The sequence below is a fragment of the Bhargavaea massiliensis genome, assembly GCF_018390575.1.
Classification (GTDB): domain Bacteria; phylum Bacillota; class Bacilli; order Bacillales_A; family Planococcaceae; genus Bhargavaea; species Bhargavaea massiliensis.
Genome location: NZ_JAHBCJ010000014.1, coordinates 12,772 through 28,617, shown reverse-complemented (window position 1 = coordinate 28,617; position 15,846 = coordinate 12,772). Strand labels below are relative to the sequence as shown.

At 52.1% G+C, this 15,846-nt stretch carries 11 protein-coding genes and 1 riboswitch; of the genes, 9 read left to right on the top strand and 2 right to left on the bottom strand.

Features of this window, described 5'->3' with window-relative positions; genetic code table 11:
* The first annotated feature begins 352 nt into the window (after positions 1-352).
* A riboswitch (FMN riboswitch) is annotated at positions 353-488 on the top strand.
* Positions 489-1,185: 697 nt separating this feature from the next.
* From ribE to KHA84_RS14990, 5 genes are all read left to right on the top strand, one after another.
* Positions 1,186-1,830 carry a riboflavin synthase gene (gene ribE, locus KHA84_RS15010; RefSeq protein WP_213424329.1) on the top strand — a complete coding sequence of 215 codons (645 nt, stop codon included), beginning with the start codon at positions 1,186-1,188 and terminating at the stop codon, positions 1,828-1,830.
* Between the two features lie 17 nt (positions 1,831-1,847).
* The gene (locus KHA84_RS15005; protein ID WP_213424328.1) at positions 1,848-3,041 is read left to right on the top strand and encodes a bifunctional 3,4-dihydroxy-2-butanone-4-phosphate synthase/GTP cyclohydrolase II; all 1,194 of its coding nucleotides are present in this window, start codon (positions 1,848-1,850) and stop codon (positions 3,039-3,041) included.
* 13 nt (positions 3,042-3,054) lie between these two features.
* Positions 3,055-3,522: a 6,7-dimethyl-8-ribityllumazine synthase gene (gene ribH / locus KHA84_RS15000; protein WP_213424327.1), complete on the top strand. Its 468-nt coding sequence runs from the start codon at positions 3,055-3,057 to the stop codon at positions 3,520-3,522.
* A 761-nt stretch (positions 3,523-4,283) separates the two neighbouring features.
* Complete coding sequence (locus KHA84_RS14995) at positions 4,284-8,645, top strand: S8 family peptidase (protein WP_213424326.1); 4,362 nt, start codon at positions 4,284-4,286, stop codon at positions 8,643-8,645.
* A gap of 798 nt (positions 8,646-9,443) precedes the next feature.
* The gene (locus KHA84_RS14990; RefSeq protein WP_272875321.1) at positions 9,444-9,641 is read left to right on the top strand and encodes a DUF2188 domain-containing protein; all 198 of its coding nucleotides are present in this window, start codon (positions 9,444-9,446) and stop codon (positions 9,639-9,641) included.
* A gap of 150 nt (positions 9,642-9,791) precedes the next feature.
* Here KHA84_RS14990 and KHA84_RS14985 read toward each other — a convergent pair whose 3' ends face one another.
* Both KHA84_RS14985 and KHA84_RS14980 read right to left on the bottom strand, forming a co-directional pair.
* Complete coding sequence (locus KHA84_RS14985; RefSeq protein WP_213424324.1) at positions 9,792-10,019, bottom strand: KGG domain-containing protein; 228 nt, start codon at positions 10,017-10,019, stop codon at positions 9,792-9,794.
* Between the two features lie 47 nt (positions 10,020-10,066).
* The gene (locus KHA84_RS14980; protein ID WP_213424323.1) at positions 10,067-10,411 is read right to left on the bottom strand and encodes a KGG domain-containing protein; all 345 of its coding nucleotides are present in this window, start codon (positions 10,409-10,411) and stop codon (positions 10,067-10,069) included.
* A gap of 327 nt (positions 10,412-10,738) precedes the next feature.
* Here KHA84_RS14980 and KHA84_RS14975 point away from each other — a divergent pair, with 327 nt between their 5' ends.
* From KHA84_RS14975 to hprK, 4 genes are all read left to right on the top strand, one after another.
* The gene (locus KHA84_RS14975) at positions 10,739-11,278 is read left to right on the top strand and encodes an integrase (protein WP_213424322.1); all 540 of its coding nucleotides are present in this window, start codon (positions 10,739-10,741) and stop codon (positions 11,276-11,278) included.
* 148 nt (positions 11,279-11,426) lie between these two features.
* Positions 11,427-13,343: a 3'-5' exonuclease gene (locus KHA84_RS14970; RefSeq protein ID WP_213424321.1), complete on the top strand. Its 1,917-nt coding sequence runs from the start codon at positions 11,427-11,429 to the stop codon at positions 13,341-13,343.
* A 144-nt stretch (positions 13,344-13,487) separates the two neighbouring features.
* Positions 13,488-14,690, top strand: a complete 1,203-nt coding sequence (locus KHA84_RS14965; RefSeq protein ID WP_213424320.1) for a hypothetical protein — start codon at positions 13,488-13,490, stop codon at positions 14,688-14,690.
* Positions 14,691-14,780: 90 nt separating this feature from the next.
* Entirely contained in the window at positions 14,781-15,719 is a 939-nt protein-coding gene (gene hprK / locus KHA84_RS14960) for an HPr(Ser) kinase/phosphatase (protein WP_213424319.1), read from the top strand.
* The last annotated feature ends 127 nt before the right edge of the window (positions 15,720-15,846 follow it).

Sequence of the window (15,846 nt, the reverse complement as noted above, 5' to 3'; positions counted from 1 at the left end):
GAAAAGAAAAAACTGCAGACAAAGGAGTAATATACTCACTTTGTCTACAGTCTGAACCGGAAAGCATCCATGCTTTCCGGTTTTGTCGTGCGCCCATTTGCCGCATGCTTGGGGAATTGCCACATGGGGTACCGGTTTGCTCCATGGCCTCTGGATCTGCCACATCGAATGTCCATTTGCCGTAGGGCCTCCGATATAGCCACATGGGGCGTCCATTACACCATGGGGTCCGGATTTGCACCGAGTGCTGCCCGCATTTTGCCTTGATGCACCAGTAGTCTAATCGGCATCCTTCCAAATTCCCCTTGCACAACTCCGTTTCCTATGAAACAATATCTGTATACTTGAATAGGCAATCCTTCGGGGCAGGGTGAAATTCCCGGCCGGCGGTGATGGGCACATGCCCTCAGTCCGTGACCCGTATTCGTACGGTGGACCCGGTGCAACTCCGGGACCGACAGTGACAGTCTGGATGGGAGAAGGAGCCGCGTCTGAACACACCTGTGTCCGACGTTTATTTAGCTATGTTTATTTGCCCCGTATCGTTTTTTGATGCGGGGCTTTTGCGTGCTTGTGGCACAATGGCTGATTTGGATAAAAGCGAAAGGAGCCCTGTTTTTGACTGATGATTCCCATAAGATTCTGAGGCTATTGGTCACTGGAGCCTGTCCGGCCCCAGGACCGTTCCCAGGCTTCGTTGGGCCCAGGCCTGTCGGAAAATTAGATGTTTATTGCAAGCGGACAATTGTCAACAATCGTCTGTCCGAATTCTCTAGCTGCTTAGTAACCCTTTTACAAAAAATCATTCTGCCGTTTCAGCCGATGGCAGGATGTCAGCCCATGTCGGGCTCAGCCGCCGCATCAAACAAGCATAGCAAAGTAAAGTTCCTGCTCAGAAGTCTTCTTGTTCTGACCGGGAATGTGACCAACCTTCAAAAATACCCTCTCCTGACCTCCCGTCTGCCCCGCGGAGGAATCATCCCATTCAAGTCAATGAGCATCCGGATCTGCTGATGCCGGTTCCATCCAACACCATATAAAATCGCAATGCGGAGCTGGCCGGCCGGACGCTCTGCGGCACCAGCCTGCCAATCGGAGACAGAAACAGTCCCGCTTTTCTTCAAGGTTGCCTGCAGTTCGGCCGTACGTTGCCATTCATCGCATTGCGGAAGAAAGGAAGATCTCATGTTCACCGGAATTATTGAAGAAATAGGTACTGTCCGGTCGGTGACACCCGGGCAGGATGCCGCAACGCTTGAGATCGGTGCATCCGTTGTTCTGGACGATGTCCGGCTCGGCGACAGCATCGCGGTCAACGGAGTATGCGTGACCGTGACGGAATTCACCCGGGACACATTCAAGGCGGACCTGATGCCGGAAACGTTGAAAGCAACGTCGCTTGCCTCAGTTAAACGCGGAACCCGCGTGAACCTGGAACGTGCACTTAGGGCCGACGGGCGCCTTGGCGGGCACATCGTCTCTGGGCATGTCGACTGCACAGCGAAAATCCGTACCATGCGGACTGAAGGCAACGCGATATACATGGAACTCGCCGTTCCGGCAGAGTACTTGATCTATCTAGTCCATAAAGGATCCGTCGCACTGGACGGAACCTCGCTGACTGTATTTGCCGTCGGACAGGATTCGATCACTGTGTCGCTCGTCCCACATACGCGGGCCGCGACAATCCTGGGAGAGAAAAAAAATGGTGACCTGGTGAATCTGGAATGCGACGTCCTTGCGAAATATGCGGAACGGATGCTGCAGCCATCCGCCAATCGGGCGAGTGGACTGTCTCTCAACACGCTCAAGGAACACGGCTTTGCCTGATGAAGGGGGAGGAAAAGATGTTTTCATCGATTGAAGAAGCGCTGGAAGACTTGAAAGCAGGCCGGCCCGTGATTGTAACGGATGACGAGGACCGTGAAAACGAAGGGGATCTGGTCTCCATAGCAGAGCTGACAGATGCAGAAACCGTTAACTTTATGGCGAAATACGGCCGGGGACTCATCTGCATGCCAATCACTGAAGAAAAGGCGAAGGCCCTGCAAATTCCCCTGATGGTTGCAGAGAATACCGATTCTTATGGAACGGCTTTTACGGTCAGCATCGACCACATCAGTACGACAACAGGCATCAGCGCAGGGGAGCGGGCCGAAACGATCCGGCGCGCAATGGATCACGATGCCGAACCGGGGGACTTCCGGCGTCCGGGCCACATTTTCCCGCTTATCGCAAAATCAGGCGGAGTCCTGCAGCGCCCCGGCCATACGGAAGCGGCAGTTGACTTGGCCAGGCTCGCCGGTCATGCGCCGGGTGGTGTCATTTGCGAAATTATGAATGACGACGGCACCATGGCGCGCCTTCCCGAGCTCTCGGTGATGGCAGAGAAGTTCGGACTCAAGCTGATCACGATCGAGCAACTGACCGAATACCGAAAAACGCATGACCAATTGGTTACCCGGGAAGCGGAAATCCGGATGCCAACCGACTTTGGAGAGTTCCGGATGATCGGCTATACGGATCGGCTGACCGGTCAGGAGCATGTAGCAATGATCAAGGGGGAAATCAGGGCAGAGAACCCTGTCCCCGTGCGCATCCACTCGGAGTGCATGACCGGAGACGTGTTCGGCTCCCGCAGGTGCGACTGCGGCCCTCAGCTCCATGCCGCTCTCCACCAGATGGAGGAAGAAGGGGAAGGGGTCCTGCTCTACATGAGACAGGAAGGCCGCGGCATCGGCCTGATCAATAAGCTGAAGGCCTATCAACTGCAGGAAGAAGGGCTGGATACCGTCGAAGCCAACGAAAGGCTCGGCTTCCCGGATGACATGAGGGATTATGCCATTGCCGCTCAAATGCTGAAAGACCTCGGCGCCTGGAACATTCGCCTCATGACGAATAACCCGAGAAAGCTGGAAGGACTCAACACATACGGAATCCGCATTATGGAGCGGCTTCCGATCGAGATAGAACCCGTTCAAGAGAATCATCACTACCTGAATACAAAAATGGAAAAGCTGGGGCATCTGCTCCACGTCTAAGGAGGACATGGAAATGGTTAACGTACTGGAAGGAAATCTCGTAGGAACAGGTCTTAAAATCGGAATCGTCGCCGGGCGGTTCAATGAATTCATCACGGGAAGGCTGGTCGAAGGCGCGCTGGACACCCTCCGCCGCCACGGAGTCAACGAGGAAGACATCGATGTGGCGAAAGTGCCGGGCGCTTTTGAAATCCCGCTTGCCGCACAAAAACTGGCCGAATCAGGCAAATATGACGCCGTCATCACACTCGGTGCTGTGATCCGCGGCGCAACGGCACATTTTGACTATGTATGCAATGAAGCTGCAAAAGGCGTCGCAAAAGCGGCTGCCGACACTGGCATCCCGGTCCTGTTCGGTGTCATTACCACCGATACGATCGAGCAAGCCATCGAGCGCGCTGGCACAAAAGCAGGAAACAAAGGCGCCGAGTCCGCAACAGCCGCCATTGAAATGGCGAACTTGCTGAGGCAACTGGGCTAAACGAAGCACCTGGTGTGTTTATTAATGAGGTTGAAGGACCACCCTTTTTCATGCGCAAACTTCCCGGTTTCGCATGCAAATAGGGTGGCCTTTTTTCATGCGTAAACCGATTATTTTCACGACGGCTGCGCGATTCGCGACCGCAACTCCGGAATTCACGTCATCCCATTCCAAAACCGGATATTACAAAACTATTACGAGTATGTTCGTTAAGACATGTATTGAATTTCCATTACAAAAGTTTGGTTTTTTGGCATCAGCCAATTTATTTATTGGTTGATCGATTGCTGGGATGGGAATTAAGTCCGTCTTTGAACAGACCGAATAGCGCTTTCTGACCATTCGACTGACCTCAAGGTATCATTCCCTGGTAACCTTTATCGCTGCAATCCTCCCAAATCATCATTTTCCATATTAAAGCAAAATATGCATCTATGCATATCCGAAAGGCCCATCTCTAACTCAGCGCTACCATAGGAAATCTTGGCATTTCCTGTATAAAAATCTTGTGGAAATTCGTGACTTTTCTCCCGGATGTCAACGGTTCTATTGAATCATTTCCATTTAACCCCTCGTGACAATTCAAAAATATCAGTTTTTTAGTTGTATAGTAGTGCTAACAGCAAAGAGGCAAGACGGCATCATGACTGGATCACTCACGATTGGAAAGGAGGAGTGGGGCATGGGCCGTCTTTTTTCTTCCCGGGGAATGGGCGGCCTGAACAGGACCGGGCAACACCATTCGAAGGGGAGGAAACGAAATGCCGGGATCGAAGAAGAAAACCACGAAGCTACTGAGCATGGCCGCCACGGTGCTGATGGTCTCATCACTCATCACTCCGGGCCTCGTATCCGCAGAAAAGCGGACGAGTGTGTCGGCGGTCAATACGGCCAAGGAAGCGCAGGCTAAACTCAGCGACCGGCTGCTCACTGAGTTCAAAGACGATGAGAAAGTCACGTTCCTCATCAAGTTCAAGGACAAAGCCGATACGGTGAAGGCGGCGTCCGCCGCCAGGAAAGCAGCCGAGAAAGCCGATCTGTCTTCGCACCAGACCAAGCTGGCGACACGTTCAGCCGTCGTCTCCGAACTGAAGGCGACAGCGCAGACATCGCAAGAGGACGTCAGAAAGTACCTGACTGCGCTCGAGAAGAGCGGTGAAGCAAAAAATATCCGCCCGTACCACATCGTCAACGGGATGGCGGTAACAGCAACCAAAGAAGTGGCGGAAAAACTGGCCGGTTTCTCTGAAGTGGAGAAGATTCTTCCGGATGAAAACCGCCAGTTGTTTGTGACAAAGACGCCGGAAGCGGAATCTCCAAAGTCTAAAATTGCAAACGTCGAGTGGAATGTCGAGAGGGTCAAGGCACCTGAAGCATGGAACCTCGGTATTGACGGCACCGGTACGGTAGTCGCCAGCATCGACACCGGCGTCCAGTGGGACCACCCGGCACTCAAACAACAGTACCGCGGCTACAATGCGGCGACCGGCGAAACGAACCACGACTATAACTGGTTCGATGCGACGGTCGGCAATACGACGCCTTATGACGACCAGGGCCACGGCACGCACGTGACGGGTACAATGGTCGGTGCTGAGCCGAACGGCAGCAACCAGGTCGGAGTCGCGCCTGGCGCGAAGTGGATTGCCGTAAAGGCATTTACGTCGGCTGGCGGAACGGACAGTGACCTTCTTGCAGCGGCACAGTGGATTCTTGCGCCAACCGACTCCGAAGGCAATGCCCGCGTTGACATGGCACCGGATGTCGTCAACAACTCATGGGGAGGCGGACCGGGGCTTGATGAATGGTATCTGGAAGTCGTCCAGAACTGGCGCGCGGCTCAGATCTTCCCTGAGTTCTCCGCGGGGAATACGACACTCTTCAACCCGGGCGGTCCGGGATCAGTGGCAGCGCCTGCCAACTATCGTGAATCGTTCGCAACAGGCGCGACCGACATCAACAACAAAGTCGCAGGCTTCTCACTCCGCGGTCCGTCCCCATACGACGAGATCAAGCCGGACATCTCTGCTCCTGGCGTGAACATCCGCTCGGCGGTCCCGGGAAGCGGTTATGAAGGAGGATGGAACGGAACTTCGATGGCCGGACCTGCAGTTTCCGCAGTGGCGGCGATGCTCCGACAGGTGGATGCGGACATCACGGTCGATGAAATGGAGCAGATCCTCACCGACACGGCGGTTCCTCTGACCGATAGCCAGTACCCGACGGTTCCGAACCACGGCTACGGCTATGGACTCGTGGACGCGATGGCTGCCGTATCGTCACTCATGTCGGGCATCGGCACAATCGAAGGACATGTCATGAAGGAAGGCGATGATGAAGAAGCACCTGAGTTCAGCCATACGGCACCTGCTGAGACATATGCCGGCATGGACCTGACTCTTGCTGTCGACATCACTGATAACATCTCGGTCAGCTCTGCAGTCATCAATTACACGGATGCAGAAGGCAATGCCCACTCCGAAGAGCTTGTCCGCACAGCGGGCAGCTTCACGGACGGTACCTATGCCATCACGGTACCGGGCGAGCACATCGGCGGCGAGCAGTTCACCTATTCGTTTACGATCAATGACTTCGGAAATAACGAAGTGACTTCCGACGAGTATTCCGTGGAGGTCAAGCCGGGCATCACAACCGGCTACTCGACAGATTTCGAAGCGGACGCGACCGGCTGGGTCTCGTTCGGTGAAGAAAACAGCTGGGAGCAGGGTGTACCAACTTCCGGTCCGGGCAATGCGGCGTCCGGAGAGAACGTCTACGCCACTAACCTGGCAGGTCAATATGCCAACCGCATGAATGCGACGCTGGTCATGCCTCCTGTTGATCTTCCGGAAGGCAACAGCTACCTGCAGTTCAAGCATTGGCATAACTTTGAACAGTCCACATCCACGGGACGCGCATGGGACTACGGCCATGTGGTCATTTCCACGGATTATGAGAACTGGACACAGCTCCATATGGTTCAAGGTCAGTCCGACGGCTGGACGGATGTTGAAGTGGACCTTTCCGAGTATGCCGGACAGCGCGTCTATATCGGCTTCAACGCCTACTCGGACGGCAGCGTGACACGTGACGGATGGTACCTCGACGATGTCGCCCTTTCGGAAACATCCGAGTCCACATCCGCAGCTGTAAAAGGGAACAATGGCAAAGCAAAGGGCAAGAACAAAGCCGGCAACAACGGCAATCAGCTTGGCTTGATCAAAAAGGAAAATGAGGCGCTGAAAAAAGGCGATCCGATCGATCCGACGACGATCAAGCCGGTCATGCCGAAAAATGAAGTAAAACCTGTAGAAGACGGTCAGAAGCCGGCACCGATGCTGCTTCCGCTGAATGCCCAGGTGAGTGTGCTTGAAACCGGTTCTTCTGTTTACACCGACCCGGCAGACGGTACGTATTCAATGCGCACGGCAGCGGGCGATTATACGCTGGTAGCTGAATCATACGGATACCGTTCTGAGAATCAGAGCGTATCTGTCGGTGCAGACGAAACGGCAACTGCCAACTTCGTCCTCGAAGAAATTCCGATGAACACAGTCTCCGGTACCATCACGGATTCCGCGGACGGTTCGCCGGTTGAAGGCGCTACTGTCATCCTAGTAGAAGATGCGAACATCGCCCCGGTTACGACCGATGCAGATGGCCGCTACCAGATCGAAGCCTACGAAGGCGATTACACCTTGAAGATTGTCGCTTCCGGCTATCACGGCACTGAAGTGACAGTCACTGTCGGCAGCGAGCCGGCTGTTCAAGACATTGCACTCGAGCCGTTCTACACGGTACCTGGCGGTGAAATCGGATACGACGATGGAACAGGAGAGAATGCCCGTGCATTCTACGATGCCGGAAACGGCTGGGCAGTCAAGATGACCCTTCCTGACGGGGAAGAGCAAGGCATCGTCTCCGCAGGTGTCTTCCGATTCTGGGATACTTCCTGGCCGGTACCGGGCGGAACAGACTTTGCAGTTGAAGTCTGGGATGCATCAGGCGCTGACGGGGCTCCTGGCAAGAAACTTGCCGGACCGTTCGAAGCGACGGCTCTCCGCAATGGCGAATGGACGGTTGTGGACCTGAAGGAGCACGGCATCAGTGTCGGAAAAGATTTCTATATGGTTTACATCCAATCTCGCGCCAACCCGAACACTCCGGGACTCGCTACGGATGAAGACGGACCGAATGCCAAACGCAGCTACCAGTTTGTCGGCGGCGCATGGTCTCCCGCTCCGGCTGTAGAGGGCAACTACATGATTCGCGCGCGTGTGGATTATGAAGTGACGACTCCGGCCATCACGAGCCACAAGGACGGCCTGCTGACAAACGAGGCAAGCATCACCATTGAGGGGACCGCTTCGGCTACAACCGATATCCGCCTCGACAACAATGGCGAGGAAGTCGGCACAGCGACAGTCGGCGCTGACGGCAAGTTCTCGTTTGATGCGACATTGGCTGAAGGGGACAATACTTTCACAGCCACATCCCTTCTTGACGGACGTGAGACCGGCAAATCTGCCCCGGTCACCATCACGCTTGATACGGCCAAGCCGGAAATCACGATCGACAGCCCGGCAGACGGGGATAAGACGAACAAAGAAACGGTCACTGTACAAGGAACCGTTACCGATCCGAATCTGGACTGGGTGAAAGTCAATGGCCAGAAAGCGGATGTCCGCGACGGAAAATACTCCAAGCGGATTCTCCTCGACAACGGGGAAAACGTGATCCGTGTAGTGGCGCAGGATACAGCTGGAAACAAAGTGACGAAGCGTGTCACAATCCAGGCGAACTATGAAGTACCAGCCATTGAAAATCTGGCACCTGCCGAAGACGTGCACCTTAAAACGGGCCAGTCGTTCAAGTTTGAGTTCGACAGCACACCGGGCCTCAAGGCAAGCTACGTCATCCATATGCCACTGACAAACCTGCCTTCCTCCAACCCGACGGAACTTCCGATGATGGAAACTTCGCCGGGCCACTATGTCGGATACTGGACGGTGCCGGCCGACATGAAGGCGAACGGAGCGCAGCTTGAAGTGAAGATCAAAGACAACTTCGGGAATGAAGCACGCAAAACGGCAGACGGCAAGATCTATATCAACATCGATTAAAAAATGAGTGGGGCTGTCCAGAAAGTCAGTGAAAACTGATTTCTGTGACACCCCTTTTTGAATGTCCATTTTTAATTGAAATGGAAATATTCGCTGCCTTTTGAGGATGGAGTTACCACACAACACACCCGGGGTGATCACTCGCAGCACATAGGTCACCACTCATCCTCGATTGAACGGATTTCAGTAGGGGCGAGGCGGGGCCTTCCTTTATTAAGAATGGTATTTATCATTCGAATCACTGGGTCGAAGTTTCGAAGCACTCGCGGAAAATTTGAAAGTACTGGCGCTCCCGTTAGAAGCACTCGCCCTCACCGAGGCAAATCCACTCCTAAAGGAGCGCCGTCCGCGGCCGGCGATTGGGCTGCCGCAGAAACCATTCGCAAGATTGCATGGCTCCCTTCGGCAATGTGGCACACGAAGTAACCACTCACTCCCGCTTTTTCTGCTTGCGGGAGAACGAAACGATTAAGTTAAATGCCGAATTGACCTTTATGAATGACGAATCCAAGAAGGGGAAGGCCAGTAATGGGAAGATCGTGAAAACGAGAACCGGACCGGATCAGCTTAAATGAATAAAGCACAGAAAAGCGATCTGTCCGACCAAAGAACGATGTTTATTCACGAGTAATGAGAGTTTGGGAAAAACTTCACAAAGGGTCGCGAATTTACCTACAATTTAACCATGCCCGAAAGCCCTAAAAAAAGTTTGACAAATTGGTGAATAGGATACAAAATACTTATAAGCCTCAAAACTCGGCTTTGCCGGGACCATTTTACAAGGAGTGGAAACCGTTCATGCAGTGCTATCGTGTTGCACCGGACAAGGAAGCTTCTCGCTGGATGATTACCAAGGGAACTCAGGATTTGGAAGAACTGTTTATTTATAAGGATGAAGCGATTGCGGAAGCGATCATGCTGGCAAAAGCAAATAGCCCAAGCAAGATCGAGATTTGTGATGAAGCACACGAGGTGGTCGACAAACGCAAGTATTAATCATGTCTTTATCTTTTTGAATTATTTATCCTTCCGACCACCCGGCCGGAGAGCAGTGGAATTCTGCTCTCCGGTTTTTCTTCACAAAAAAATCAAAACAAAAACACGGAGAGGAAGGACCCTCAACCGTGTTTTTGACAATAGCGTTCATTAATTGTTATTATTGTCGTTATTGTTGTTGCGGGCATTGCCGCCTTTTTCGCCGATTTCTTCGTAGAAGCTGCGGTCATGGTTCTTGGAAGTGGCTTCCCCGCCTTTACGTCCGATTTCTTCGTAGAACTCCTGGCCATGGTTTTCCGCAGTCGCTTCTCCACCTTTGCGGCCTGCTTCTTCAACTGTCATTTTGCCATTGTTGTTGTTTTTATCGTTTTTAGCCATGTGAATCCTCCTTTAAATAGAATCGCGTCTGGTAGGGTAGTGCTGAATCAGTTGTTGTTATTGTTGTTATTATTGTTGCGGGCATTGCCGCCTTTTTCGCCGATTTCTTCATAGAACTCCCGGTCGTGATTTTCGGAAGTGGCTTCTCCGCCTTTTTTGCCGATTTCAGCGTAGAAGTCGCTGTCGTGGCTTTCTGCCGTGGCTTCTCCGCCTTTTTGCCCGATTTCTTCGTAGAACTCGCTGCCATGGTTTTCTGCAGTTGATTCTCCGCCCTTACGTCCGATTTCTTCATAGAAGTCACGGTCGTGATTGCGGGAAGTTGCTTCGCCGCCCATGCGGCCTGCTTCCTCTACCGACATCTTGTTGTTGTTTTTGTTGTTGTTGTCTGCCATGTTGCATTCCTCCTCAAATTTTTGTTATTGGAAAGAAGCTATCGCAGCCTCACCCTCTGTATTTCCGCTTCTGGTGCTTCTAAACTATAGAAGAAGAACCGTAATATTTGTAATATATTTAATTCGATTGTCATATACTATAACAACAGAATGCACGTTGGTTTGCAGCGTATTGAACGTCTTGAAACAACGCTATTTTCAACAAGATACAATTTTCTTATGCTCCTAAATTGAAAGCCAGTTCTTCCTTGGTCTTTTGTAAAAGACTTTATATCGAAATAATGTTAAACTAAACAAAAAGAAATTCTAAAAATGGGGAAATGAATAGTGAAACGACATCAAATAGAGACGATCATCCGTGAGACGATGATCCGTGTCGGAGTAACGCGTGAAGTCCGTTTGGAGAAGAACGGCATCAACATGACCTATCACTTTATCCATGACTATATCACGTATGATTCCGACCGGATTCCTGAGGCAGTCGCTGAGCAGGAGCACCCGGTTTCTCTTGAAACATATGTGGCCGCGATCACGATGCATGAACTCGGCCATGCGCTGGACCGCAGGGCACTCATTGCGGGGCTATCACTTTCACGTGAAGTTTATCAGATGAAAGCGACGACGCCCCAAAAAGTCTTGGAGCGGAATGCTGAATATCGGGCAAAAGTCATTCTTGAAGAAGAACGGAACCTGCTCGCCGAAAAAACGGCCTGGGAAAATGCCGCGGAGCTGAACCGGAATTACCAGCTTATCAGCGAACAAGATTTCGAAGCGATCAAGCGCCAGTCACTGTCCACCTATGAACGCCGCTTGGCAGGCAAAGTCAAAGTACTGCGCGCTGCAGCCGGGGAAGACGTGGGAGAATAATTGCGTTATTTATATAAGTCGCCGAAAGCACCATTCCATAAATTGGGATGGTGCTTTTTCCATGGAATGAATAGTTGTTCCGGATATTGCCAAATCTTGTCGGATTCCTTACAATAAATGTACTTAACTATTAATTGGAGGGATCCATTTGGCGTATATGATCCCGGAAACAATCCGCTCATCGGCTACTGCAGGCGAGCGTCTGCTTTTCCGTACGATGAAGCAAGTTCTTCCAGACGATGTCATCGTTTATTATGAACCGGAAATCCATGGCCGCCGACCCGACTTTGTGCTGATCAGTCCTGAGTTCGGGATGGCTGTACTCGAAGTAAAAGACTACACACGAAACACGCTCTATCACCTGAATAAGGATGAGTGGACGTTGCTGACGTCCGGCGGCACCCACGCGACCGTAAAAAATCCGGCGCTGCAGGCGAAAGAATATATGTTCCATATTAAAAATGTCTTGGAAAAGGACAAGTCGCTTGTTCACCTTGAGGGAAAGTACCAGTTCCGTTTAAAGTTCCCTTGCGGATACGGCACAGTATTCACAAGGCTGCATGAAAAGGATATGGTGCAGGATCATCTCTATACCGTCCTGGATCCGGAGAGGACATTCACGAGAGATGCCATTGACCCGGATCATGAAGGGTTTTCCGAGGAGCAATTCATCGAAAAGATCTGCGGCCTGTCTTCGATGACATTTCCGCTCCGTGAACCGTTGGGGCGGGAGGAGATTGACGCTATCCGGTATCATTTGTTCCCGGAAGTGCGGATCAGTGCGGAATTCCGGGAACCGGTCCCTTATCAGGATCAGTTGCTGCTCTCGCTGCGTGATTTGAAGGCGATGGATCTGCATCAGGAAAATCTGGCGAAACAGCTGGGCGACAAAAATCGGCTCATCCGCGGAGTGGCGGGCAGCGGGAAAACGCTCATATTGGCAAGCCGTGCCAAACTCCTGTCAAAAGAGCGTCCGGATTGGAAGATTCTCATCCTTTGCTACAACATCTCGCTTGCCCGTTCCATCGAATCGCTGGTCAGAAGGATGATGAACGAGCCGGACAGCCTGTTTGATTTTGATTTTGCTTCGGGACAGAATCGGAAAACGACCGGAACAGGGAATATCATCGTCCGCAATTTCCATGCTTGGCTCAGGAATGACCTGAAAATCAGCGAAAAGAAATTGCCATTCTACTTAGCGAAGCTGGAGCAGGGAGAAGCTGTGCTTCCCTCCTACGACGCGATTCTCATTGACGAGGGCCAGGATTTTGAACCGGAGTGGTTCAAATTGGTCAGCAGCCTGCTCAATCCGGAAACCAAGTCGCTGCTTCTGGTGGAAGACCGGGCGCAGTCGATCTACAAGCGTAAACGCTCCTATATTCAGGACACGGGGCTGGATTTCCGCGGCCGCTCAAAGGTGCTGAATATCAATTACCGTAACACTGCGCAGATTGTTGCGTTTGCCTGGGATTTTTACCGCGCCCATTCCACATTGCAAAATAAAGTGGTCACAAAAGAATTCGAAGGAGAAATCATAGCCCCTCAGAGTACAAATCGGAAAGGCTACGAGCCGGGCATTGTCCGGAAAAAGGACTTTTTAGAAGAGGCGGCTTACGTCGCCAAGCAGATCCGGCTTCTTCATGAGCAGCGCAGTGTTCCGCTTTCCGGCATGCTGGTCCTCTACCGGGTCCGGAGATGGAACGGCCATGATTATGTGGAAGTGCTGCAAAAAGCGCTCAAGAAGGAAGGGCTTCCTTATTATTGGCTGACCGAAACACCGGAATCCAAGCGAAATTATGACCGCAACGCCGAATCGGTCACAATCAGTACAATCGACAGCAGCAAGGGGCTGGACTTCCGTGCCGTCTTTATCGTTCACTTGGATATGCTGCCGTTCCCGCTGGAGAAGGATGAGGAGCGGGAAGCATCCCTTCTATACATCGCGATGACCCGGGCGCAGGAATACTTGTGTCTCACTTATTCAGGGGAATCGGCATATACCGGCTACTTTGCCTCCATCGCTGAAGAGCGGAAAAAGAAACTCCTCCAAGAAAAATTAAGCTGAGAACATCAATTTAAAGAAAACCGGAACATCGCCCCGGCATGCAACTTTACGCATGTCCGGGGCGTTTCTTTATGAAGATTGCTCATTGGCCGGTGAATTTGGGTAATACCATATAGAATACTGCTTTAATTGGAGGGTCGGTCGATGGACAGTGTCATGAAATGGTTTGAAAAGTTCCTTCCGTATTTGGACGGGCTGAATATAGAAGATGTTGAAGCGCAGGAAACGGAATGCTCGCCGGGGAACTGGATGCTTAGCAGGAAAAATGGAGATCCTGTTAGTGAACTTCACTTGGACAGCAGGGGAGATATCCGGTATTTCCAGAACATCCATGCGGAAGAGCGGACTCCGGTTGTCGTCCTGTCTCCTCCCGGAATACGGGATCGTGCCGGTCAGTTCATCGCTGAAGTATTCGGGTCGGTTGCGGAAGGCCTCCAGTTCTCATCGGTCGTCGATCTGGAAAATGTGTATACAATCGATTTTGTCAGAGTGGACGAAGATGGTCTGGAACTCCCGAACTCGGGTGTCAGCCTCGCCTTTCAGAAAGACGGGATTTTGTATGAACTGGTCAGCTATCTCGGTCCGCTCGTATTAATCGACGAGCAAAAAACGATCAGTTCGGAGGCAGCTCTCGATCTGTACATGGCCAACCTCTCAGCGGAGCTGAAGATCAGCTTATACGATTCGGAAATTTATGTTGACGGCGATGATGAATTCCACCTCATCTATGACTTCCTCACCGGTTCACCGGACGAAGTCAAAATGGATGGCACGGTCATCTCGCTTGCGGAGGACCTGGGTATCCGGCCGCCGGACCATGAGCCGCTCGGCAAGGGAACACTTGAAGCGGAAAGCCGTTCCTGTGCTGATTACAGAATTGCGCTCGATACGGCAATCAAAACATTGTTTAGGAAGTTCCCCGGCGCAGAACAGCGATTTCTCCTGAGAAAAGAAAACGGCAACTCGAATGTTGAAGACAAACCGACATTCACATTTGTTTTCGACAGACACCAGTACGGCATCCAAGTCGAAGATGAAGGTGTGGAAATCGAGGTTGACCGGAATACCGCAAAGGTGGTCCGGTTTGATATTAGTGAGGCGGCCGGAAAAGATTTCAGCCATCTTTTGAGAGAGCGGCCGATCAGCATGCGGGCGGCAAAGGCGCTGTTCGTCTCGGATATCAGCATGCGCCCGGTGAGGACGAGAAATGAGGCTGCGGGTGGCGTGCCGGTTTATGAACTCGTGTATATCCCTGTTTTCCCGGATCCCGGCGGTCACGTCCACGCAATCGACGCCCATTCGCTCGACAAGTGGACAGTTGATACCGGCGCGCTTCTGGAAGGATAGTTTGCGCTTTCAATCGCTTTCTAAAATTGTATAATGGATATCGTATCAGGCAAGACGAATCATATTACAGGAAGTCGGGATCCAAATAGAATGATGGAAAATAAACATGTAACAGTCAGACAAGCAACCGAAACCTTTTCGCTCGAAGTGCTGGGAGGCGAAGAGGAGCTCGGACGGGTCATTGCCAAACCACAGGTCCGGCGCCCCGGCCTGGAGTTCTTAAATCATTTCAGCTTTATCGCAAAAGGGCATGTGCAGATCTTGGGCCGCAATGAGATCAGCTATCTGCGGACATTGGATGCAGATGAGGCGAGGCACCGGATCGGGAACATGGTGACGTATGATCCGCCGTGCGTCGTGATCACATCCAACCAGCAAGAGCCGGATGGACTGCTGCTGCACTGTGGAGAAGCGCATATTCCGGTGCTGAGGACGCCCGATTCGATGACCGATTTTGTTCAGAAGCTGAACCGGTTTCTGCTGAATCAGCTGGCGGAGGAAATCGCGATCCACGGGGTCTGTGTGAACGTATCCGGCATCGGCGTTCTTCTGCGGGGGAAATCCGGCGTCGGAAAAAGTGAAACAGCGCATACGCTGATCGGCCGCGGGCACCGGCTCGTGAGCGATGACATTGTCGTATTGAGGAAGCTCAGCCCGCAGACGCTTCTCGGCACGCATGATGGCAGCAACAAGGAATTCCTTGCGCTCCGGAGCGTCGGCCTGCTGAATGTGGTCCGGATGTACGGAAGGACGTCTTTCCAGGAAGAGACGCGGATCGCACTGGATATCGAACTGATCGAGTGGAAAAAAGACGCGCTCAACAACGAACTCGAAGTCGATGTGAAGTATAAGGAATATATGGGCGTCAAAATCCCGCACATCCAGATCCAACTGCAGCCGGGACGTGACGTTGCCGGCCTGATTGAAGCCGCTGCGAACAACTGGTATCTCCGTATGCAAGGCTACAGTGCGGCCGAAGAATTCAGGCACCGCCTTGAGGAAGCCTTCCATGACGAGGAAGAAGAATAAGTGATCCGGGCAAAGAGCCCTTCCGGCGGCTTTCTTCTGCATCTATCGCTGATGCAGGAGAAAGCCGCTTTCTTTCTGATGTTGGGACACCGGTACGAATAGGGTAGTATAATGGGAGGAACAAGTT